This is a genomic window from Sphaerotilus montanus (genome assembly GCF_013410775.1).
GTDB classification, from domain to species: Bacteria; Pseudomonadota; Gammaproteobacteria; order Burkholderiales; family Burkholderiaceae_C; genus Sphaerotilus; species Sphaerotilus montanus.
The window spans coordinates 4101433-4123361 of sequence record NZ_JACCFH010000001.1 but is presented as its reverse complement, the minus strand read 5'-3'; the positions used below and the strand labels follow the sequence as shown (position 1 = coordinate 4123361).

Genomic DNA, 21929 nt, shown 5'->3' with positions numbered 1-21929 from the left:
TGCAGAAGACGGCGCAGCACAGTGGCAACCCTGTTCCACCAGAGTCCACACTGCCATGCATGGCCTGATGCCGCGCTCCGCCGCACTGCACGCCCCACCCCACCACCCGCATCCGAACGTCCAGGGCGACCTCTGGCTGGGTTGGATCGCGGCCCAGGGCCTCACCGGGCTGGCCCTGCCTGTCAGCGCCGGGGGCGTAGGCGGGACCCTCGCGGACCTGACACAAGCCATGGCAGCGCTGGCACGTTGCGCACCCGGAGCCGCCCGGGTGCTATGGGCACAGCGGCTGTGCATCGAGCAGTTGCACCAGGCCAGCAACCGCGCCGTGGCCGAGCACCTCCTGCCCGACCTGATCGCCGGTCACCGCGCCGGGGCCTGCCTGCTGCCCGACGCCCAGCGCATCCCGCTGGCGGGACGCCGCCGCGATCGGGCCTGGCGCCTCTACGGATCACTGGGATCGGTGACCAATCTGCAGTGGGCCGGCCATGTCCTGGTCGCACCGGTGCACTTTGAAGACGACCAGCGCACGGTCGTGCTGCTGAGCGGCGATCAGGACGGCATTCGCCGAGGCCCGGACCACGACGGTGCCCACTGGCACGGCACCCGCACAGCGCGGCTGGACGTCGAAGGCGTCTTCTTCCGCGACGACGAGATCCTCGACAGCGAGGCCGATGCGCTCGACGCCCGCGTGCTGGCGGTACGGCAAGCGCTGTGCGCAGGTCTGGACACCGCACCATGAACACGGACGCCACCACCCCGTCCACGTCGACCTCCGGGACGGCACCAGCCCGTGTCGTCATTCCGATCCATCCGGCCGCACAGCGCCTGCACCCCCGCGCCAGCCGGGGCCGCTTCACCCGCCTGCGCCATGTGTTCGTGCTGCTGACGCAGGCCTTCTTCCTGGGCATTCCCTGGCTGCAGATCGACGGCCGGCAGGCCCTGCTGTTCTATCTGGAGAAACAGCGCTTCGACGTCTTCGGTCTGGTGCTGTGGCCGCAGGACCTGGTCTACCTGACGGGCCTGCTGGTGGCCTCGGCGCTGCTGCTGTTCCTGGCCACGGCGCTGGCCGGCCGGGTCTGGTGCGGCTTTTCGTGCCCGCAGACGGTCTACACCGAGATCTTCCTGTGGATCGAGCGGCGCTTCGAGGGCGACCGGACCGCGCGCCTGCGGCTGGACCGCGCGCCCTGGCACACCACCAAGCTGCTGCGCCGCGGCGGCAAGCACCTGGCGTGGATGGCCTTCGCGCTGTGGACCGGCTTCACCTTCACCGGCTATTTCACGCCGATCCGCGAACTCGCCGCGTCCATTCCCGCCGGCACGGTCGGCCCCTGGGACCTGTTCTGGACCGGCTTCTACACCCTGGCCACCTACGGCAACGCCGGCTGGCTGCGCGAGCAGGTCTGCCTGCACATGTGCCCGTATGCCCGGTTCCAGGGCTCGATGATGGACCCGCGCTCGCTGGTCGTGGGCTACGACGCGGGGCGCGGTGAGCCGCGCCGCCAGCGGGCCACGGCCAGACAGGACGCCCCACGGGAGTCGGCACCAGGGGCCTGCATCGACTGCACGTTGTGTGTGCAGGTCTGTCCGGTCGGCATCGACATCCGCAACGGACTGCAGTACGAGTGCATCGGCTGTGGCGTCTGCATCGACGCCTGCGACCAGGTGATGGACCAGATCCACCAGCCGCGCGGCCTGATCCGGTTCTCGGACCGCGATGGGACCGGGGCGTCCGCTGGCCGGTGGTCGCGGCTGCTGCGGCCACGGGTGGCGGTGTATGGCGCCTTGCTGGGGCTGGCGGTGGCAGCGATGGGCGGCGGCTTGCTGCAGCGCGCACCGCTGCGCTTCGACATCCTGCGCGACCGGGGCGTGATGGCCCGTCCGGTCGAGGACGGCACGGTCGAGAACGTCTACCGCCTCCAGCTGATGAACGCCACGGGCGCACCCCTGCAAGGCCGCCTGGCGGTGCAGGACCGCCTGGGCGGGACCCTGCTGGTCGATCCGGTGGACACCGTGGCGCTGGCAGCAGCCGACACCGGGGCGATGGTGGTGCGGGTGCGCCTGCCGGCCGAGCGGGCGCTGGCGGAGGCCGGACACACCCTGCCGGTGGACTTCGTCATCGAGGTGGCGCAGGCGGATGGCCGCCGGCGGTCCGTGCGGGAGTCCAGCACCTTCATCGTGCCGCGCTGATCCCCGTGCGTCCGGCCAGCTGGCCCAGGGTCTCCAGGGCACCGGCGATCCGGGTGTCCTCCGGCGGGTGGCCGAAATTCAGCCGCAGGCCACGGCGCAGCCGATGGTCGGCACTGAACAGTGGCCCCGGCGCGATGCTGATGCTGCACGCCAGCGCCTGGCGGTGCAGCGCCAGCGCATCGGCGCCTTCGGGCAGTTCCAGCCACAGGAAATAGCCGCCCTGCGGCCTCGACACCCGGGTCCCGACCGGAAAATGGCGTTCGATCCCGGCGCGCATGGCCTGCTGCTGCACCTCCAGCCGGCGCCGCAACTGGCGCAGGTGGCGGTCGAAGCCGCCCTGCACCAGGTACTCGGCGATCGCGAGCTGCGAGGGCACGGCGGTCGCCAGCGACGTCATGGTCTTGAGCCGCCGCAATGCCGGCGCATGCTGGCCCGCAGAGACCCAGCCGACCCGGTACCCCGGCGCCAGGCACTTCGAGAACGACGTGCAGTGCAGGACGCCTCCCGCCTCGTCAAAGGCCTTGGCCGGCGGCGGGCGGGTCGCACCGAAGTGCAGCTCGCCATAGACATCGTCCTCGATCAGCGGCACGCCGTGGCGGGCCAGCAGCGCGACCACGGCCCGCTTGCGCTCCACCGGCATCAGGCTGCCCAGCGGATTCTGGAAATTCGGCATCAGCCAGCAGGCCGCCACGCGGTGGCGCGCCAGCACGGCGGCCAGCGCGTCCGGGTCGACACCGTCGCGCGGGTCGGTCGCGACCTCGACCGCGCGCAGCCCGTGGCGCTCCAGCGCCTGCAGCGCGGCGTAGAAGGTCGGCGACTCGACGGCGACGATGTCTCCGGGACGCGTCAGCAGCCGCAGGCACAGGTCCAGTGCCTCCATCGCGCCGTGGGTGATGACGATCTCGTCCGGATCCACCGCGATGCCGGCGAGCGTCTGGCGCCGCGCGATCTGGTGGCGCAGGCGCTCGTTGCCGGCGCTCAGGTCCTCGACCAGCCGGTCCGGGTCGAGCGCGCGCATCGACCGTGCACCGCTGCGGGCCAGATCGGCCAGCGGAAACAGCCGCGGACTCGGGAACGCCGAGCCGAGCGGCACGACGTCGCGGTCGCGGGTCGATCCGAGCACCTGCATGACCAGGTCGGCGATGGCCACTTCGGTGGTATCGCCGACCGGCATGGTGGCCATCGGCTCGGCCGCCACGCCGGACTGTGGTGCCCGCACGAAGAAGCCCGAGCGCGGTCGCGACTCGATCAGCCCGCGCGCTTCCAGCAGGTCATAGGCCTGGAATACCGTCGAGGCACTGACACCTCTGCTCGCGCAGGCCTGGCGCACGGATGGCAGCCGCTCGCCCGGGCGCAGGGCGCCGCGGCGGATCGCGTCGGTCAGGTCGTCGGCCAGATCAGCGTAGCGGGTCATGGCATCAGCCGGCCAGCACCAGCCCGCTCACACCGCGGTGATCATTCCGCCGTCGACCCGCACCACCGACCCGGTGACATACGAGGCCCGCGCACTCGCGAGGAAGGCCACCACGTCGGCGTATTCCTGCACGTCACCGACGCGGCCCATCGGGATGGCAGCGGCGCTGTCGGCCTGCACCTGTGCGAGGTCCTTGCCCTGCCGCTGCGCCGCCTGCTCGTCCAGAAACTGGATGCGGTCGGTGGCGATGCGGCCCGGAACCACGATGTTGGCGGTGATGCCATCCCGGGCCACTTCCCGCGCCAGCGTCTTCGACCAGCCGACCAGCGACAGCCGCAGCGCGTTGGACATCGCCAGGTTGGCGATGGGGGCCACCACGCCGGACGAGGTGCTGGTGACGATGCGGCCCCAGCCCCGCGCCTTCATGCCGGGCAGCACGCGGTCGGTCACCGCGATCACGCTCAGCACCATGGCCTGGAACTGCGCCAGCCAGCGCTCGGGCGGCTGGCCGGCGGCGGTGCTCGGCGGCGGGCCACCGGTGTTGTTGACGAGGATGTCGACCGGGCCGAAGCGGGCCTCGATGGCGGCGACGTTCGGCCCGGTCTGCGCCAGATCGGCGAGGTCCCAGGCCAGCGCGAACGCCTGTCCGCCCGCCGCCTCGATCTCGGCGACGAGGGCGTCCAGACGGTCCACCCGCCGTGCGGCGACGGCCACACGGGCGCCTTCCGCCGCCAGCGTGCGCGCAATCGCGGCGCCGAGGCCACTGCTGGCGCCCAGCACGAGCGCGGTCTTGTTCTTCAGTCCCAGATCCATCGGATTCCCCTGTGTGTCTTGTGGGTCTTGTGCCTTACCAGGCGATGCAACGGTCAGCCCGCGCGCGGGTGCCTTCGATCAGGCGCGCGTTGGGTTCGTCGGTGCTCTCGACCCAGGCCCGCGCGGCCTCCGGGCTGCGGCCGAACTGCACATGGCGCGCGACCAGCCGCTCCAGCCGCAGCGCGGGGTCCACGTCCACATACCAGGCCTCGTCCAGCAGCGCGTTCACCTGCCCCCAGGCGCCCAGATGCGGGTCGTCGAGCAGCAGGTAGTTGCCTTCGACGATGACCAGCCGGGTCTCGGGGAACACGGGAATCGCGCCGGCGACCGGCTCCTCGATCTCGCGGCGGAACTCGGGCGCCAGCACGGTTTCGTCCGCGGGCTGGTCGCGCAGGCGGCGCAGCAGGGACACGAAACCGGCGCTGTCGAAGGTGTCCGGCGCGCCCTTGCGCGCGGCGCGGCCGAGGCGGGCCAGCTCGACGTTGGCAAGGTGGTAGCCGTCCATCGGCACCACCTGCGCGGTGCCGGGGTGGCGGGCTTCCCAGGCGGCGAGCAGCGCGGCAGCAAAGGTCGACTTGCCGGCGCCGGGCGGGCCGATCAGACCGAGCAGCGCGCGCCGACGGCCATCGGCGAGCAGGGTTTCCAGGTGGGCGAGGCAGGCAGTGGGGACAGAGGCAGGCATCCCGCGATTGTCATTGACATCCTCCCCGCCCTAAAGGAAGGGGATTCCTCCTGCGAGACGCGCATGTCCGCGCGCAGCGATGTTCAGGGCAGCTTTCACATCGCGGTGGTGTTCCGCGCCGCAGTCGCAGCAAGTCCATCGCCTCATTCGCAGACCTGTCCTACCTTTCGGACTGCTGGCGGGAATGACCCCGCAGCTCGAACAAGTCTGGGTTGTGTAGGCTTCATTCACCTCTTCGAACACGATGCCGGCCCCATGGCTCTTGTATTCCAGCATCGTCTTCAGCATCGACCACCCGGCATCCAACGTGGACTTCGCCATGGTGGTCTTCACCATCGCGCCGGCTTGCACGTTCCCGACAAAGATCGCCGCGTTGCGCGCGACCAGCCCCGTCGAGAACTTGTGCATCGCGTCCTTGCGCGTGTTGACGATCTTCGCGTGGATCGCGCGCGCCCGGTCTTTCTTGCGCGCCCGCTGGGCGATCCCCAGCGCGCCCTCATGCTTGCGGTACAGGCCGGACGCCAGCTCTTCGCCGTCCGAGCACGTCGCCGTGGTCTTCAGGCCGAGGTCGATCCCCACCAGACCGGTGCCGGCCGACTTCGGCACGTCCACCTTGACGCACACGTTCAGGTACCACCGGCCGCGCGCATCCTGCGAGAACGATCCGGCGCGCAGATCGAACCGGCTCAGGCCGTAGCTGTCCCACAGGCTGAACTTGTGCCCAAGGAAAGCGATCTGCCCGGCCTTGTACTTCGCGCCGCCCGCCTTGAACGGCACCCAGCCCAGCGAATGCTTCGCCGACTTCGGGTTCGACACGCGCCAGTTCAGCCGGGCTTTCTTGAACTGCTTGCGCCGGGTGGCGTATTCCTCGCACACCAGTTGCACCGTGGCACTGCCGATGCGCACGCCTTCGCACTTCGAGTACCCGGCCGTGAGCTTCTGCAGGTCGAACCCACTCAGCCACTCGCGGCGCTCGCGGATCGCCCGGCTGCTCGTCTCGTTACAGTAGTTCCACATCTGATTCACCTCGCGCGCCATCGCCGACAGCACGGCGGCGTGCTTGTCCTTGATGCGCAGCTTGAGGGTCTTGGTGGCTTCCATGAAATCACTGTAGCACAATTGGTCTATGACACAAGAAACTGACTATCGCCGGGGCAGACACTGCTTTTTTGCCATTCATGCCCACTTGGTCTTCGTGACCAAATACAGGCGCGGGGTGTTCCGACAAGAGCATCTCGACAGCCTTCACCGCATCCTTTCCGACGTGTGCAAAGACTTCGATGCCGAGCTGATCGAGTTCAACGGCGAGCATGATCACGTTCACCTGCTCATCAACTACCCGCCGAAGGTCGCGTTGAGCGCGCTGGTGAACAGCCTGAAGGGGGTTTCATCGCGCCTGTTGCGCAAGGAATTCGGGGACTTCCATCCGTGGCTGAAGCGCCGGGGCGTTTTGTGGTCCCCGTCCTACTTCGCCGCGTCTTGTGGTGGAGCGCCAATCGAAATCCTGCGTCAGTACATCGAACAGCAGCAAGCCGTTCCGGCTTGAACGCTCGACCCCGGGCTGAACCCCGGGGCTTGTCGCTCAGTTCGGGTCAGAGCGTCTCGCTGCGCTTGCGCCAGAGTCGGATCCAGTCCGGCAGCGCCTCGGCCGGCATCGGGCGGCCGATGAAGTAGCCCTGCGCGATGTCGCAACCCGCCGCCCGCGCGAAGTCCCAGTCGGCCCGGTCCTCGACGCCTTCGGCGACCGCGGTCATGTCGAGCTGGTGCGCCATCTCCAGGCTAGCGGCGAAGATGGCACGCTGGGTCGGCTGGTCCCGGTTGCCGTGGACGAAGCCGCGGTCGATCTTCAGCTCGTCGAAGGGGATGTCGCGCAGCTGCGCCAGCGACGAGTGGCCGGTGCCGAAGTCGTCGATCGACAGGCCGATGTGCTTCAGGCGCAGCCGGGTCAGGATGTCCATCGGCACCCGCGCGTCGCGCATCAGGCGCGACTCGGTCACCTCCAGCATCAGGTCGGTCAGCGGCACGCCGTGGTGGACCGCCTCGCGCAGCACGAACTCCGGGAAGTCCAGCCGCGCCAGGTTGTCCATCGAGACATTGACCGCCACACGCAGGCCCATGCCCGCTTCGCGCCAGCGGCGCGCCTGCCCCATCGCCTGCGAGAGCACGCTGCGGGTGAGCGCATCGATCTGGCCGCTGGATTCGGCCACCGCGATGAAGCTGTCGGGATAGAGCAGTCCTTCGGACGGATGCCGCCAGCGCACCAGTGCCTCGACGCCCACCAGCGCGCCGTCCGCCATGGAGACCTTGGGCTGGTAATGCAGGATCAGCTGGTTGCCACGCAGCGCGCGGTCGATCTCGTCCGGGGTCCGTGTACGGGCCGCGTGGCGCACCTGCGCCGGCACGAAGCCGCGCCAGCGTGCCACCAGCTCTCCCAGGACCGCCGAGGCCACCGGTTTGTGCAAGTGGTGCAGCACGTGCAGCTGGTAGGCGCTGGCGAGCTTGGCGGCCGTTTCCAGCACGCGGTGGTCGGCCCCGCTGACGAGTGCCAGTGCGCCCTGGTAGTGCTGCTCGGCGAGGTGGCGCATGAATTCGACGCCGTCCATGCCCGGCATGTTCAGGTCGAGCAGCAGCAGCATCGCCGAGGTGTCGCGCCCGCGCAGACGCTGCAGCGCGAGGGCCCCGGAGGTGCAGGACTGGACCGAGCCGACCCCGAGCGCAGCGAGCTGGCGCTGCAGCACCTGGAGCTGGAACGGGTCGTCGTCGACGAGCATCAGCGTGGGGTCGGCGTCGCGGCTGGCCATGGCGGTCTGTGCGGTGGCAGGGACCGCCTCCAGCCGGGCCACCAGCGCGGCCAGTTCGCACTCGAAGCGCTGCATCCAGGCCGTGACGGCGACCCCGTCGCCCGTCGCGCCCGCCTGCTCGATGCCGGCGCAGCAGCCGCCCAGCGCCATCGCGCCGATGGACCGGGACGAGGATTTCAGGCGGTGCCCCAGGGCACTGGCCTGCGCCCAGTCCGCGCGGGCGGTCGCCGTGCGCAGCAGCTCGGCGGTGGCGCGGCTGGACACCAGGTAATCGCGCTGGAAGCTGTCGATCACCGCCGGATCGTCACCGACCAGCCGGGCGAGCGCCGTCGGGTCGAACACCGGCAGGGCCGGTCCGTCGCCAGGCAGCGGCATCGAGGGCGGCGAGACGGCCGGCGCCAGCCAGCGGGCCAGCGTCGCGCCCAGCTGTTCGAGCTGCACGGGCTTGGTGAGGTAGTCGTCCATGCCCGCCGTGCGGCAGCGTTCGGCCTCGCCGCTCAGCGCATTGGCGGTCAGCGCGATGATGGGCAGGTGCTGGCCGGGGCTCTCCCCGCGGCGCAGCGTGCTGGCGAGTTCGTAGCCGTCCATGCCCGGCATGTGCAGATCGGTCAGCAGCAGCGCAAAACGTCCGCTGCGGGCGCGCTCCAGAGCATCCAGCCCGTTGTCTGCCACTTCGGCGGACAGCCCGAGCAGCGCCAGCTGCCGGCGGATCACCTTCTGGTTGATGTCGTTGTCCTCGGCGACCAGCACCAGCCGGCCCTGCAGCACGGCATCCCGGTTGTCCGACAGCAGCGGTCGGCCCGGCGATGCCCCGGTGCCCAGCTCGACGGGATCCGGCACACGGCGGCCGACCGCCAGCGCCACCGCCTTGAGCAGCGCAGCGCGGTGCAGCGCGTCCTGGTCGAGCATCACCAGCCCGGGGCCGAGCACCCGCGGATTGCGCCGCTGGCCCGGCGTGAGCCAGACCCACTGCAGGCCCGGGGCCACCGCCTCGCCACGCATCCGCACCCGCGTCGTCTCGGCCGGGTCGCGGTTCTGCCGGGTCTGCCACAGCACGACGGTCGGACCATCCGGTCGCCGGTCCGCCAGCGCCCGCCACAGCGCGTCGGCGTCGGACCAGCACTGCACCTGCGCGCCGGCGGCCGTCAGATAGGCACACCAGTCCCGGGCCTGCTGCGGATCGTCCAGCAGCACGTGGCCCTGCAGGCCGGAGAGTTCGGCCTCGCGCTCGAAGTGGGTGGCCGGGGCGCGCTCGCAGCGCTGCAAGGGCAGCGTCACCGTGAACACGGCGCCCTGCCCCGGTGTGCTCTCGACGCGGATGTCGCCACCAAACGCCGTCACGAGGCGGCGGCAGATGGACAGCCCCAGACCGGTGCCACCGTAGCGGCGCGAGGTGCTGCCTTCGGCCTGTTCGAAGGGATCGAAGACCCGGGCCTGCGCCGATGCCGGCAGCCCGATGCCGTTGTCGCGGACCTGCAGGACCAGACGGTCTTCGCCGAGCGCTTCGGCCCGCACCCGCACCTGGCCGGCCCGCTCCAGCCCGGCCGAGAACTTGACCGCGTTGGCCAGCAGGTTGTTGAGGATCTGGCGCAGCCGCACCACATCGCTGAGGATCCACGCCGGCAGCGCCGGATCGACGAACACCTGCAGCGACACGCGCCGCGCCACCGCCACCGGCTGCAGCGCGTCACACACGCCCTCCACCAGCCGCAGCAGCGCCACGGGCTCGGATTCCAGCGCCAGGTGCCCGGCCTCGATCTTCGAGAAGTCGAGGATGTCGTCCAGGATGCCCAGCAGCGCGAAGGCCGAGTCGCGGATCGTGTCGGCCAGGTCGGACTGGTAGGGCGTCAGGCTCGACTGCCGCAGCACGTCGACGATGCCGACCACGCCGTTCATCGGCGTGCGGATCTCGTGGCTCATCGTGGCGAGGAAGGCGCTCTTGGCCTCGTTGGCCGCTTCGGCCGCCTGCTTGGCCAGCGCAAGTTCCTGCGTGCGCGTGGCCACACGCTCCTCCAGGTGGTGCATGTGCTGGTCCAGCGCCTGCGACTGGCGCCAGCTCTGCATCCAGTGGGTCGCCACGCGGCCCAAGTCTTCCAGCATCTCGCGCTGCGCTTCAGTGAGCTGGCGGGGCTGGCGGTCGATCACGCACAGGGTGCCGATGGCGTGTCCGTCGAGGGTGAGCGGCATGCCGGCGTAGAAGCGCACGTTCGGGTCACCCGTGACCAGCGGGTTGTCGGCAAAGCGCGCGTCCAGCGTCGCATCGGGTACCTCGAACAGGGTGTCCCCCAGGACGGCGTGCCCGCAGAAGGACGGCGCACGGCCGGTCTGGGTGGCATCCAGTCCGACCCGGGCCTTGAACCACTGGCGGTCCGCATCGACCAGACTGACCAGCGAGATCGGGCAGCCCAATGCCAGCGCGGCACTGCGCACCAGGCCGTCCAGCACCGGATCGGCGGGGGTATCGAGCACGTTCAGGCCCGTCAGGGTCTGCAGGCGTGCGGCTTCGTTCGGGGGATGGGGGGCCGGTTTCATGACAGGCTTCTTTCTTCTTCTGGTCCATGCAGCCCACGGGCGGATCGCTGCACCACCGCGTGCCAGCGGGTCAGCACGCTGTCCAGTTCTTCCCAGGCGTGCACCCGCTGGTGGCCGGGGACGGTGCGGGCGCGGTCATCGAACACCAGCACCTCGGTGACCGGTGCCACACGCGCCAGGTGCCGGACGACCATGGGTGCGAAGGCGTCATCCACCGCCAGGTCCAGCAGCAGCAGCTGCGCCGGCTTGCGGGTCAGGCGCAGCAGCGCCTCCACCACGGTGTCGGCAACTTCCACGAGGCCGTCGGGCATGACCAGACCCAGCACGGCGTGCACCTCGGCCAGCCGACGCGGCGAGCCGACCACGACCAAGACGCGGCAGGGCAGTTCGGATTCAAGACCGTGCAGGGACACGCCGAGGCTCCCGCCGGAGTGGCGCCGGAATGGCACCAGAGTGACTTCCAGCGTGCCGGGACTCTAGGAGGGCGGGCCTGCCGGGTCTGCGGGGAGTTCTGGACAGGTCCTGCCGGAAAACGCCGTCAGCACCAAGTAAGGCACGAAAAGACTCACGGTTCGTCGGCGTCGATCAGACCGGCCCGGATGGCCAGCCGCACCAGCGCCGGCACGTCCGAGACGCCCAGCTTGCCCATCAGGCGGCTGCGGTAGGAGTCGACCGTCTTGGGCGACAGGTGCAGCAGCGTGCCGATCTCGGTGCTCGAATGGCCGCGCACGACCATGGCGATGATCTGCCGCTCCCGCACCGACAGGCCGTCGAGTGCCGAGGCCTCGTCACGGGCCGTCAGGCCCTGCACGGCCAGATCGGCCACGTCCGGGCTCAGGTGGCGCCGTCCCTGCAGCACGGCGTCGACCGCGCCCAGCAGCTCGCTCGACGGCGAGCCCTTGAGCACATAGCCCATCGCACCCAGGCGCAGCGCTTCGGCCACATGGCGGGGTTGCGCCGACATGCTCAGCACGATGGTGCGCACCGGCAACTGACGGCGCTGCAACTCGCCCAGCAAGGCCAGCCCGGACTGCTGCTCGCCCAGGTGCAGATCGAGCAGCAGCAAGGCCGGCTGGAGCTGCTGCAGCTCCGCCAGCGCCACCGTGGGATCGCCCGACTCGCCCACCACCCGGTGCCCGGCCGCCTGCAGCACCGCGCGCAGCCCGTCGCGCATCATCGCGTGGTCATCGACCAGATACAGCGCACACGTGTTCATGTCTTGTCCGCCTTCCAGCGCAGGGAGACCCGTGTCCCGCCATCCGGGCCGGGCCCCACCGAAAACCGGGCGCCGATGGCGATGGCCCGCTCGCGCATGCCGACGATGCCGAGGTGGCCGGGCCGCCCCTGCTGCATGAGCGCCGGAATGCCGCGCCCGTCGTCCTGCACGTCCAGCGCCAGCCCGTCGGCGCCAGCCCCGTCGTCCTCGCCCAGGATCACGCGGATCAGGCTCGCACCCGCGTGCTGGCGGGCGTTGGCAATGGCCTCCCGCGCCACCATGAACACGCCATATTCGACATCCGCCGGCCAGCGCCGAGCGGCCAGCTCGTCACTGACCTCGATCAGCACGTCCGCCCCCGTCTCGCTGCCGACACCGGGCAGCACCCGGGAGCGGATCTCGTTGTCGATCGCCGTCACCAGCCCCTGCGCCTCCAGCAGCGGGGGGCGCAGATCGGCCAGCACCAGCCGGACCTCGCGCACCACCTGGTCCAGCATCTGCGACAGGCCACCGCAGGTCTGCTGCAGACCGGCCGGCATCGAGGGGCCGTAGGTGGCCTGCGCTGCATCCAGATTCAGCCGGATCACCGCCAGCGTCTGTCCGACGTGGTCGTGGAGCGCCTGCGCCACGCGCTGGGTGGTCTGCTTTTCCTGCTCCAGCAGGCGCTGGGTGAGCTCGGACAGCTCCAGCTGGTAGTTCAGCAGCGCGGTCTCCGTGGCACGCCGCGCGGAGATGTCGCGCAGCACCTTGACGTGGCGCTGCCCGTCCAGGGCCCGGACGCTGACCTCGGCCGGGAACTGCGTGCCATCCCGGCGCCGGTGTGCCCATTCGTCCAGGTGCATTCCCCCCGAGAGCAGCCGGACCCGCTCGGCATCCAGCCGCGGACGCTCGTGTTCGGCCAGCAGGTCGTGCATCGACAGGCGCAGGAGTTCCGCGCGGGTGTAGCCCAGCATGGCCTGCGCCTGCGGGTTGGCATCCAGCACCATCAGCGTGCTGTCGATCAGCAGCACGCCGTCGGCCAGTTGCTCGAACACCAGGCGGCGGTAGGCCTCGGATTCGCGCAGCGCCTCCTCGGCCCCCTTGCGCTCGGTGATGTCGAAGGTGGTGCCGGCCATGTAGATGGCGCGCCCGCGGGCATCCCAGACCGCCTGGCCCTGGGTTTGGAACCAGCGCCAAGAACCATCGGCATGGCGCATGCGGAATTCCAGCCAGTACGGCGCCCGCTGCCGCAGATGGGCCGTGAGTGCCGACCGGAAGCACGACAGATCGTCCGGATGCAGGCGCTCCTCGAACCGATGCAGGCTGGCCTGCGGCGGCGGCGCCTGCAGCCCCTGCCCCACCCAGAACCCGGAGGCGATGACCAGCTGACCGGTGTCGGCGCTCCAGTCCCAGATCTGGCCGTGGCTCGCCGCCAGCCGGTAGCGCTGCTCGCTGACCTGCAGCGCCCGCTCGGCCTGCCGCCGGGGCGTGATGTCGGAAAAGTAGATCGACAGGCCCTGCGGCGACGGGTAGATGCGGGACTCGAACCAGCGGTCCCAGGGCGGGTGGTGGTCCTCGCGCACGATGGGCTGCTGGTCCTGCATGGCCTGCTCGCAGGCCTGCTGGAATGGCCGTCCGACCACGGTCGGGAACGCGGTCCAGACCTGGCGGCCGATCAGCTCGTCCGGATGCTGGCGCCCGAGCATCCGGGCCGCCGGCGGATTGGCGTAGGTGAAGGTCCAGTCCCGGTCGAGCGCGACCAGGCCGTCGTCCACCCGCGCCAGCACGTCGCGCAGCAGATCGCGGGCCCGGTGCGCGGCCTCCAGCGCCTGCTGCCGCTGGCGGGCCAGCGCGCTGCGTTCGGTGGTGTCGCGCGAAATGCCGTACAGGCCGGTGACCTGGCCATCCGCCCCCCGCAGCGGCCCCTTGAGCGCCTGGAAGGTCCGCAGCCCGGCGACGGTGTCGAGCACCTCCTCGAAGGTCAGATCCTGGCCCAGCGCCATGACCTGCTGGTCGTTGGCCTGCACCGCCACGGCCTGGTCGGCGTCGAACAGCGCGCGGTCGTCCTGCCCGATCACGGCCGCGACCGGCTTGCCGACGATGCGGGCGGCCGCGGCGTTGAACAGCTGGTAGCGCCCGGTGCGGTCCTTCACGAAGATGGCGTCTGGCGAGGCATCGACCAGGGACTGCAGCAGCACCATCGCTTCGTCACGCTGTTGCCAGGCGGCGCGCTCGCGGTCGAAGGCCTGGTGTCCGCGCTCCACATGGCGCAGCAGCAGCCCGTACAGCACCACCGCGGTCACCCCGATGAACACCCAGCCCTTGAACGTGCCGACCACCCCGCGCAGCACCGGATCGGGCAGCAGCCACTGGACCAGGGCATCGGACAGGACGATCCAGAGCGCCGCCGCCAGCACGTAGAGCAGCACGACCCGCGAGACCTCCTCGCGGGATCGCTGCTGGGTCGGCGTTCCGGGGTGGGGCACGGGGCCCGGATCGGACGGGGACGGGACGTTCAATCGGCTCTGCCTGAAATGAAGCAACCCCCTCAGATTACAGGCTCTGACCGTGTCCTTGGTGTCGCAGGGGCTCGGAGACGGACCCGGAAGGCCGGCAGCACGATGCGGAACACCGATCCCTTGCCCGGCACACTGTCGATCAGCAACTCGCCGTCATGCCGCTGCACCACGTGCTTGACGATGGCCAGCCCCAGCCCGGTGCCGCCGGTCTCGCGCGAGCGGCTGCTGTCGACGCGGTAGAAACGCTCGGTCAGGCGGGGAATGTGCTCGCGCTCGATGCCGGCACCGGTGTCGGTCACGCGGAACTCGCCCGTGCCATCGGGGCGCACCGCCCACTGGGCCGTCACGCTGCCGCCCGCCGGGGTGTAGCGCAGCGCATTGCTCACCAGGTTCCAGAAGGCACTGAACAGCTCCGATTCGGTCCCGCCCAGCTGCGCCGGCCCGCCGACCTGCAGCTCGAAGTGGTGGCGGTCCTTGTCGGACGCCCGCGCGCTGATCTCGATCTGCGACATCAGCTCGCCCACATCGGTCCAGTGGTCCGACAGCGGCCGGGGCGCGCCCTCGATCTGCGCCAGCGCCAGCAGATCGGTGACGAGGTTGCGCATGCGGTCGGTCTGCTGGCGCATGAGCACCAGCACCCGCTGGCGCTCGGCCCCGGTCAGGGGCAGATCGGACAGCGTCTCGATGAAGCCGGCCAGCACCGTCAGCGGGCTGCGGATCTCGTGCGAGACGTTGGCGACGAAGTCGCGCCGCATCCGGTCGCTGCGCTCGCGGGCGGTGATGTCCTGCGACAGCACCAGCTTCATCGAGTCGCCGTAGGGCCGCACCACCACCGACAGCATCGTGTCGCCCCGCGGACTCGGAAAGCTCACGCCTTCGTCGAAGCCGTCGAATCGCCCGCTCTGCAGGTGTTCCACGAATGCGGGCGAACGCACGAGATTGGTCACCCGCTGGTCGCGGTCGCGCAGCACGTCGAGGCCGAAATGGGCCGCCGCGGTCTGGTTGATCCACTGGAGATGGTCCTGCGCATCGAGCAGCAGGATGCCGTTGGGCGAGGCGTCGATGGCGGTGAGGAAGGTCTCCAGCCGCCGCACCTGCTCGGCCTGGGCGGCGGCCCCGGCCCGCAGGGCACGCTCGACCCGCTGCCCGATCTCCCCAGCAGCGCCCGGCAGCAGCGGCGCGTCCGTTTCGCCCATGCCCGCGGCCGTCCAGCGCAGCAGGCGCTGCTGCCTGCGCCACAAGCCCGCCGCCACCGCGACAGCGACCAGCGCCACCGCCAGACTCAGCAGCAGCGCCCAGATCACTGGGCCGCCTGGCTGGTCAGGTTCGGTCGGGCCAGGCGGTAGCCGGCACCGCGCACCGTCTCGATCAGGTCGGCACACCCGGCCGGTGCGAGCGAGGCGCGCAGCCGCTTGATGTGGACATCGACCGTGCGCTCCTCGATGAACACATGGTCACCCCAGACGCGGTCCAGCAACTGGTTGCGGCTGTGCACCCGCTCCGGATGCGACATCAGGAAGCGCAGCAGGCGGAACTCGGTCGGGCCGAGCGGGACCTCTTCCTGCCCGTGCCAGACGCGGCGCGTGGCCGGATCGAGCCGGATCGGGCCGGCCTCGATCGGCGTGTCCAGCGCCTCGGGCAGCTTGCGGCGCAGCACCGCACGGATGCGCGCCAGCAGCTCGCCGGTCGAGAACGGCTTGGTCAGGTAGTCGTCCGCACCGGCGTCGAGACCCTGGATCAGGTCGCGCTCTTCCGAGCGGGCCGTCAGCATGATGATGGGCAGCTCCCGCGTGCGGGCGTCCGACCGCCAGCGGCGTGCCAGCGACACCCCCGACTCGCCCGGCAGCATCCAGTCCAGGATGACCAGCTCGGGCAGCTGTTCAGTGACCTGCCGCACGGCGGCGTCGGCAGTGCCGGCCACCCGCACGTCATGGCCTTCGTAGCGCAGATTCAGCGCGATCAGCTCGGCGATGGCCGGCTCGTCCTCGACGATCAGGATGCGTCCCATGGTCTTTCAGTCCCTGTTGTGGCGGTGGCTCACTGCACCACCGTCTCGACGCTGTCGGGCGGCGTGTGGCGCACATCGGCGCCCTTGACGACGTAGATCACCTGTTCGGCGATGTTCTTGGCATGGTCGCCGACACGCTCCAGCGCCTTGACGACAAAGACCAGGTCGATGCAGGCCGAGATGGTGCGCGGGTCTTCCATCATGTAGGTGATGAGCTTGCGCATCAGGCCGTCGAACTCGGCGTCGATCTCGCTGTCCTGCTTGATGACCTGCAGGGCCTGCAGCGCATCCAGCCGGGCGAAGGCATCGAGTGCCCGGCGCAGCGAGGCGATCGCGAGGCCGGCCTCGAACGCGACGTCCGCGATCGGCAGACGGCCGGACATGCCGAAGTTCGTCACGCGCTGCACGGTGCGCGCGATGCGGGCGGCCTCGTCGCCGACGCGCTCCAGATTGCCGATGGTCTTCGACGTGGCGATCAGCAGGCGCAGGTCGCGGGCCGTCGGCTGGCGGCGGGCGATGACGGTGGAGAGATCGCGGTCCATCTCGATCTCCATCTGGTTGACCCGGTGCTCCTGGCGGATCACCTGTTCGGCCGTCACATGGCTGAAGTGGGTCAGCGCGTAGACCGCCTGCGCGACCTGGGCTTCGACCAGACCGCCCATTTCGAGTACCCGGGCCGAGATGGCGCTGAGTTCAGCGTCGAACTGGCTAGAGAGATGCTTGTCGCTCATTGGGGGTCCTCCCTGGATGTGGGCCGGAATGGCCTGTAGCGGGAACTGGGCCACTGTAGGCAGCCACTGTGAAACTTTGGTGACAACGGGCGTCATGAACGGACACCCTGAACGGCATGGCCTTCAGGGTGCCGAGCTGAAGCGGTAGCCGACACCGCGCACGGTGCGGATGACATCCCCCGCGCCGGCCTCCTCCAGACAGCGGCGCAGACGCTTGATGTTCTGGTCCACGGTGCGGACGTCGACCTCGCTGCCCTTGCCCCAGACGCTGGACAGGATGTGCTGGCGCTCGATCGCGTGGTCCGGCCGTGCCATCAGGCACTGCAGCAGCTTCAGCTCCACCGGGGCCAGCTCGATCGGCGTCGCCCGGCCCTGGCGGTTCACCGTGATCAGGTGCCGCTCGGCATCGATCACGATCGGGCCGGCGCGCAGGCGCTGCGGATCGCGCCGCAGCAGCCGCACCACCTCGCCCACCAGTTCGCGCGGGGAAAACGGCTTGCGCAGCCGCAGCACCGCGTTGCATCCGGCCACTGCCTGTGCGGACACCAGCACCAGCGGCAAGGGCGGCACGGCCTCGGCCGCGAAGCCGGTGTCGGCCGTGGCCGGCACATCCGGATCGACCAGCACCACATCGGGACGCACCTCGCCCGCGAGCCGCCGCGCCTCGGCCGACGATGCCGCCAGCATCGGAAAGAACCCGGCGAACCGGAAATGGACCGCGAGCAGTTCGCGGATCACCGCCTCCTCCACCACCACGAGAACAGTCCTGTGGGGCGGGCGTGGCGCGGGAACGGCAGGTTCATGCATGGGGATCGACTCACCGGTGGGCCAGAAGCGGAACTGTCATGGTCGCGCCGTCATGTGACAGCGTTTTGACAGACAGGTGCCGGTAGTGGAAATCGTGTGGAATTACACCTATATTTCCAGCATAATGGAATCATGGAAGAATCAACCGCCACCACTGCACTGGCCGCGCTGGCCCAGCCGATGCGGCTGCGCGTGTTCCGGGCCCTCGTTGGCGCCGGCCTGGACGGCATGACCCCCGGCGCGCTCGGCGCGCTGCTCGACGTGCCGGCCTCGACCCTGTCCTTCCACCTGAAGGAGCTGACGCACGCCGGCCTCGTCAGCCAGGAGCGGGACGGCCGCAACCTCATCTACCGCGCCGCGATGGCGCAGATGAACGCCCTGCTCGCCTACCTCACCGCGCACTGCTGCGAAGGTTCGGCCACCACCTGCGCCACCACCCCCACACCCGACTGCGGCACCACCTGCTGCTGAACCCCTGACCGGAGTCCCGCCATGAAGCGTTTCCATGTCCACCTCCACGTCGATGACCTGTCCCAGAGCATCGCCTTCTATTCGAAGCTGTTCGCCGCCGAACCGGCCCGCGTCGAAGGCGACTACGCCAAGTGGATGCTCGACGATCCGGCCGTCAACTTCGCCATCTCGACCCGCGGCAGCCAGCCCGGCCTCGACCACCTCGGCATCCAGACCGACAACGCCGAGGAACTCGCCGGACTGAAGGCCCGTGCCGAGGCTGCCGACCTGGCGCTGCTCGACGAAGGCGCCACCAGCTGCTGCTACGCCCGCAGCGAGAAGCACTGGGTGACCGATCCGCAAGGCATTGCCTGGGAACACTTCCACACGCTGGGCAACATCCCCGTGTTCCGGGAGCGGGCCGATGCCACCCCGACCGCCACGGCCTGCTGCGCCCCGAACACCCGCCCGGCCACCGGACCGACCGTGCGCGGCAAACCGCTGGGCATCGCGATCAGCACGCCGGCCACGGGCGGCGGCAGCAGCAGCTGCTGCTGAGCCGATTGCCAAGTTCCGATGTCCATTGCATTCACCACGGTCTCGCAGACCAACTGCACGGAGCCTGCCATGCACCAGCGCCCTCGCCATGTCCTCTTCCTCTGCACCGGCAATTCCGCCCGGTCCGTCCTGGCCGAAGCCATGCTGCGGCAACTGGGCGGCGACCGGTTCGTCGCCCATTCGGCCGGAAGCCATCCGGCTGGCGCCGTCCATCCGCTGACGCTCCAGGCGCTGGCGCAGCTGAAATTGCCGACCGAAGGTCTGCGCAGCAAGTCATGGGACGAATTTGCCGCACCAGGCGCCCCGGTGCTGGACTTCATCTTCACGGTCTGCGACCAGGCGGCCGGTGAAGTCTGTCCGCACTGGCCGGGCCAGCCGATCAGCGCGCACTGGGGCGTCCCCGACCCGGTCGCCGCCGAAGGCAGCGACGCCCAGCGCTTGCAGAAGTTCGTCGATACCGCGCTCACGCTCAAGCGCCGCATCGATCTGATGCTGGCCTTGCCGATCGACAAGCTCGACGCCATGGCACTGACACACGAGCTGCGCAGCATCGGCCAATCCTGAGTTCTCCACACGTCCATGACCACCCACGTTCTCATTCTCTGCACCCACAACTCGGCCCGCAGCGTGCTGTCCGAGGGCATGCTGAACCACCTCGCGGCCCGGCTCGGCAAGGATGTCCGCGCCCACAGCGCCGGCAGCGCCCCGAGCGGCCGCATCAACCCGTACGCGATCCAGGCCCTGAACGGCGCCGGCATCGACACCAGCGCCTACCGCAGCAAGAGCTGGGACGCGTTCACCACGCCGGACGCGCCGCCGCTGTCGATCGTGATCACCGTGTGCGACTCCGCAGCCGCCGAGTCCTGCCCGGTGTTCTTCGGCGGTGCAGGCCAGCAGCCGGTCAAGGTGCACTGGGGTTACCCGGATCCGTCCAACGCGGCCGAGGCCGACAAGCCCCGCGCCTTCGAGCTGACCCGGCAGGCCATCGGCTACCGGATGCTGCAATTGCTGGCCCTGCCGCTGGAGACGATGGACCGCGCGGCGCTGCAGGCCGCGCTCGTCGCCATCGGCCAGAGCTGAGCGCAGGAGACACCCCATGAACGTCTTCGAGCGCTACCTCACCGTCTGGGTCTTCCTCTGCATCGTCGTCGGCATCGCGCTGGGTCAGGCCTTGCCCGGCCCGGTCCAGGCCATCGGCGGCATGGAGGTCGCCAAGGTCAACCTGCCGGTCGGCCTGCTGATCTGGGTGATGGTCATCCCGATGCTGCTGAAGGTCGATTTCGGCGCGCTGCACCAGGTCCGCCAGCACTGGCGCGGCATCGGCGTCACGCTGTTCATCAACTGGGCGGTCAAGCCGTTCTCGATGGCGCTGCTGGGCTGGATCTTCGTGCGCCATGTCTTCGCGCCGTGGCTGCCCGCCGGGCAACTGGACAGCTACATCGCCGGCCTGATCCTGCTGGCTGCCGCACCCTGCACCGCGATGGTCTTCGTCTGGAGCCGGCTCACCAACGGGCACCCGCTGTTCACGCTGTCGCAGGTGGCGTTGAACGACACGATCATGGTGTTCGCCTTCGCGCCGATCGTCGCGCTGCTGCTCGGCCTGTCGTCGATCACGGTGCCGTGGGACACGCTGCTGACCTCGGTGGTGCTCTACATCGTGGTGCCGGTGGTCATCGCGCAGCTCTGGCGACGGGCGCTGCTGGCGCGCGGGCAGGCGGCGTTCGATGCGGCGCTGGAAAAGATCGGGCCGTGGTCCGTCAGCGCGCTGCTGCTGACGCTGGTGCTGCTGTTCGCGTTCCAGGGCGAGGCCATCCTGCGCGAGCCACTGGTGATCGCGATGCTGGCGGTGCCGATCCTGATCCAGGTGCTGTTCAACTCGGCGCTGGCCTACTGGCTGAACCGGCGGGTCGGCGAGGCGCACAACGTCGCGTGTCCTTCCGCATTGATCGGCGCGAGCAACTTCTTCGAGCTGGCGGTGGCCGCGGCGATCAGCCTGTTCGGGTTCGAGTCGGGTGCGGCGCTGGCCACCGTCGTCGGCGTGCTGATCGAGGTGCCAGTGATGCTGCTGGTGGTGCGGGTGGTGAACCAGAGCAAGGGCTGGTACGAGGCGGGCTCCGCGCTGCACCGCCCCTGATCTGCATCAAGGGGCCGCACGCAGGGTCCCGCATGCTGGAGTCCATGCACGCGACCGCCCTGAACTTGCCACGCCGGTACCCTGCCGCCTTCCTGCTGGCAGCCGCCACCGTCTGGTGGCTGCTCTACCAGTCGCTGGTTCCCGTGTCGGAAGCCCTGGTCGCCGCGCTGCCCGTCGACCGCGCCAGCCACCTCGGCGGTGCCTTGCAGTTCTTCCTCTACGACACGCCCAAGGTGCTGCTGCTGCTCACGGGCGTGGTGTTCGTGATGGGCATGGTGAACTCCTGGTTCACGCCGGAGCGCACCCGCGCCCTGCTCGCCGGCCGCAGCGAGGGTGTCGCCAACGTGATGGCCGCCCTGCTCGGCATCGTCACGCCGTTCTGCTCGTGCTCGGCCGTGCCGCTGTTCATCGGCTTCGTGCAGGCGGGCGTGCCGCTCGGGGTGACGTTCTCGTTCCTGGTCTCGGCGCCGATGGTCAACGAGGTGGCGCTGACGCTGCTGTTCGGGCTGTTCGGCTGGAAGATCGCGCTGCTCTACCTCGGGCTGGGGCTGTCGGTGGCCATCGTCGCGGGCTGGACCATCGGGCGGCTGAAGATGGAGGCGCACCTGGAGGACTGGGTGCGCGACATGCCGCGGGTGCAGGCCGAAGCGGACCACGACGGCCTGGGCCTGTCCGACCGCATCGACGCCGGGTTCGCCAGCGTGCGCGAGATCGTCGGCAAGGTCTGGCCCTGGATCCTGGCCGGCATCGCCGTCGGCGCCGGCATCCACGGCTGGGTGCCGGAAGACTTCATGGCCTCGTTCATGGGCCGGGAGGCGTGGTGGTCGGTGCCGCTGGCAGTCCTGGTCGGCGTGCCGATGTACACCAACGCAGCGGGGATCATCCCGATCGTGCAGGCGCTGCTGGCCAAGGGAGCCGCGCTCGGCACGGTACTCGCGTTCATGATGAGCGTCATCGCGCTCTCGCTGCCCGAGGCCATCATCCTGCGCAAGGTGCTCAAGGTCCGGCTGATCGCCACGTTCATGGGCATCGTCGCTGGCGGCATCCTGCTGGTCGGCTACGTCTTCAATGCCCTGCTCTGACCCCCTCCATCCAGAC

21 protein-coding genes are annotated in these 21929 nt (G+C 69.9%); 9 read left to right on the top strand and 12 right to left on the bottom strand.

Annotated features, from left to right (window positions below):
* Nucleotides 1-55: 55 nt before the first annotated feature.
* Both BDD16_RS18740 and ccoG read left to right on the top strand, forming a co-directional pair.
* Nucleotides 56-739, top strand: a complete 684-nt coding sequence (locus BDD16_RS18740) for an acyl-CoA dehydrogenase family protein (RefSeq protein ID WP_179631894.1) — start codon at nucleotides 56-58, stop codon at nucleotides 737-739.
* A complete protein-coding gene (ccoG, locus tag BDD16_RS18735) occupies nucleotides 736-2187 on the top strand; it encodes a cytochrome c oxidase accessory protein CcoG (RefSeq protein ID WP_179635338.1) in 1452 nt (483 codons plus the stop codon). The genes BDD16_RS18740 and ccoG overlap by 4 nt, the downstream gene beginning before the upstream one ends.
* Here the strand turns inward: ccoG and BDD16_RS18730 are convergent.
* From BDD16_RS18730 to BDD16_RS18715, 4 genes are read right to left on the bottom strand one after another with little or no spacing between them, the layout of a single operon-like run.
* Nucleotides 2171-3601 carry an aminotransferase-like domain-containing protein gene (locus tag BDD16_RS18730; protein WP_179635337.1) on the bottom strand — a complete coding sequence of 477 codons (1431 nt, stop codon included), beginning with the start codon at nucleotides 3599-3601 and terminating at the stop codon, nucleotides 2171-2173. The genes ccoG and BDD16_RS18730 overlap by 17 nt on opposite strands.
* A gap of 27 nt (nucleotides 3602-3628) precedes the next feature.
* A complete protein-coding gene (locus BDD16_RS18725) occupies nucleotides 3629-4414 on the bottom strand; it encodes an SDR family oxidoreductase (RefSeq protein ID WP_179635336.1) in 786 nt (261 codons plus the stop codon).
* A gap of 34 nt (nucleotides 4415-4448) precedes the next feature.
* Nucleotides 4449-5096 (bottom strand): nucleoside/nucleotide kinase family protein, encoded by a 648-nt coding sequence (locus tag BDD16_RS18720; RefSeq protein ID WP_179635335.1) that lies wholly within the window; start codon nucleotides 5094-5096, stop codon nucleotides 4449-4451.
* 30 nt (nucleotides 5097-5126) lie between these two features.
* Nucleotides 5127-6197, bottom strand: a complete 1071-nt coding sequence (locus tag BDD16_RS18715) for an RNA-guided endonuclease InsQ/TnpB family protein (protein ID WP_179635334.1) — start codon at nucleotides 6195-6197, stop codon at nucleotides 5127-5129.
* 25 nt (nucleotides 6198-6222) lie between these two features.
* On the opposite strand from BDD16_RS18715, the gene tnpA reads away from it, so the two are divergent.
* On the top strand, nucleotides 6223-6642 hold the full coding sequence (gene tnpA, locus BDD16_RS18710; protein WP_179635333.1) for an IS200/IS605 family transposase: 420 nt from the start codon (nucleotides 6223-6225) through the stop codon (nucleotides 6640-6642).
* Nucleotides 6643-6688: 46 nt separating this feature from the next.
* Here the strand turns inward: tnpA and BDD16_RS18705 are convergent, their stop codons facing one another.
* The 8 genes from BDD16_RS18705 to BDD16_RS18670 all read right to left on the bottom strand — a co-directional run bounded on the left by BDD16_RS18705 (nucleotide 6689) and on the right by BDD16_RS18670 (nucleotide 17689).
* Complete coding sequence (locus BDD16_RS18705) at nucleotides 6689-10429, bottom strand: EAL domain-containing protein (RefSeq protein WP_179635332.1); 3741 nt, start codon at nucleotides 10427-10429, stop codon at nucleotides 6689-6691.
* Nucleotides 10426-10842, bottom strand: a complete 417-nt coding sequence (locus BDD16_RS18700) for a hypothetical protein (RefSeq protein WP_179635331.1) — start codon at nucleotides 10840-10842, stop codon at nucleotides 10426-10428. The genes BDD16_RS18705 and BDD16_RS18700 overlap by 4 nt, the downstream gene beginning before the upstream one ends.
* 152 nt (nucleotides 10843-10994) lie before the next feature.
* The gene (locus BDD16_RS18695) at nucleotides 10995-11645 is read right to left on the bottom strand and encodes a response regulator (protein WP_179635330.1); all 651 of its coding nucleotides are present in this window, start codon (nucleotides 11643-11645) and stop codon (nucleotides 10995-10997) included.
* The gene (locus tag BDD16_RS18690) at nucleotides 11642-14110 is read right to left on the bottom strand and encodes a PAS domain-containing sensor histidine kinase (RefSeq protein ID WP_179635329.1); all 2469 of its coding nucleotides are present in this window, start codon (nucleotides 14108-14110) and stop codon (nucleotides 11642-11644) included. The genes BDD16_RS18695 and BDD16_RS18690 overlap by 4 nt, the downstream gene beginning before the upstream one ends.
* 62 nt (nucleotides 14111-14172) lie before the next feature.
* Nucleotides 14173-15447, bottom strand: a complete 1275-nt coding sequence (phoR, locus tag BDD16_RS18685; protein ID WP_310732823.1) for a phosphate regulon sensor histidine kinase PhoR — start codon at nucleotides 15445-15447, stop codon at nucleotides 14173-14175.
* Nucleotides 15444-16151 carry a phosphate regulon transcriptional regulator PhoB gene (phoB, locus tag BDD16_RS18680; RefSeq protein ID WP_179635328.1) on the bottom strand — a complete coding sequence of 236 codons (708 nt, stop codon included), beginning with the start codon at nucleotides 16149-16151 and terminating at the stop codon, nucleotides 15444-15446. The genes phoR and phoB overlap by 4 nt, the downstream gene beginning before the upstream one ends.
* Nucleotides 16152-16180: 29 nt before the next feature.
* The gene (phoU, locus tag BDD16_RS18675; RefSeq protein ID WP_179635327.1) at nucleotides 16181-16882 is read right to left on the bottom strand and encodes a phosphate signaling complex protein PhoU; all 702 of its coding nucleotides are present in this window, start codon (nucleotides 16880-16882) and stop codon (nucleotides 16181-16183) included.
* 123 nt (nucleotides 16883-17005) lie between these two features.
* Entirely contained in the window at nucleotides 17006-17689 is a 684-nt protein-coding gene (locus BDD16_RS18670) for a winged helix-turn-helix domain-containing protein (RefSeq protein WP_179635326.1), read from the bottom strand.
* A 132-nt stretch (nucleotides 17690-17821) separates the two neighbouring features.
* On the opposite strand from BDD16_RS18670, the gene BDD16_RS18665 reads away from it, so the two are divergent.
* The 6 genes from BDD16_RS18665 (at nucleotide 17822) to BDD16_RS18640 (ending at nucleotide 21913) form a co-directional block, all read left to right on the top strand.
* The gene (locus tag BDD16_RS18665) at nucleotides 17822-18160 is read left to right on the top strand and encodes an ArsR/SmtB family transcription factor (RefSeq protein WP_179635325.1); all 339 of its coding nucleotides are present in this window, start codon (nucleotides 17822-17824) and stop codon (nucleotides 18158-18160) included.
* A gap of 21 nt (nucleotides 18161-18181) precedes the next feature.
* Complete coding sequence (locus BDD16_RS18660; protein WP_179635324.1) at nucleotides 18182-18697, top strand: ArsI/CadI family heavy metal resistance metalloenzyme; 516 nt, start codon at nucleotides 18182-18184, stop codon at nucleotides 18695-18697.
* 69 nt (nucleotides 18698-18766) lie between these two features.
* The gene (locus tag BDD16_RS18655; protein WP_179635323.1) at nucleotides 18767-19261 is read left to right on the top strand and encodes an arsenate reductase ArsC; all 495 of its coding nucleotides are present in this window, start codon (nucleotides 18767-18769) and stop codon (nucleotides 19259-19261) included.
* Nucleotides 19262-19276: 15 nt separating this feature from the next.
* Nucleotides 19277-19777: an arsenate reductase ArsC gene (locus tag BDD16_RS18650; protein WP_179635322.1), complete on the top strand. Its 501-nt coding sequence runs from the start codon at nucleotides 19277-19279 to the stop codon at nucleotides 19775-19777.
* A gap of 16 nt (nucleotides 19778-19793) precedes the next feature.
* A complete protein-coding gene (gene arsB, locus BDD16_RS18645) occupies nucleotides 19794-20831 on the top strand; it encodes an ACR3 family arsenite efflux transporter (protein WP_179635321.1) in 1038 nt (345 codons plus the stop codon).
* A gap of 44 nt (nucleotides 20832-20875) precedes the next feature.
* Nucleotides 20876-21913: a permease gene (locus tag BDD16_RS18640; RefSeq protein WP_179635320.1), complete on the top strand. Its 1038-nt coding sequence runs from the start codon at nucleotides 20876-20878 to the stop codon at nucleotides 21911-21913.
* Nucleotides 21914-21929 lie beyond the last annotated feature (16 nt).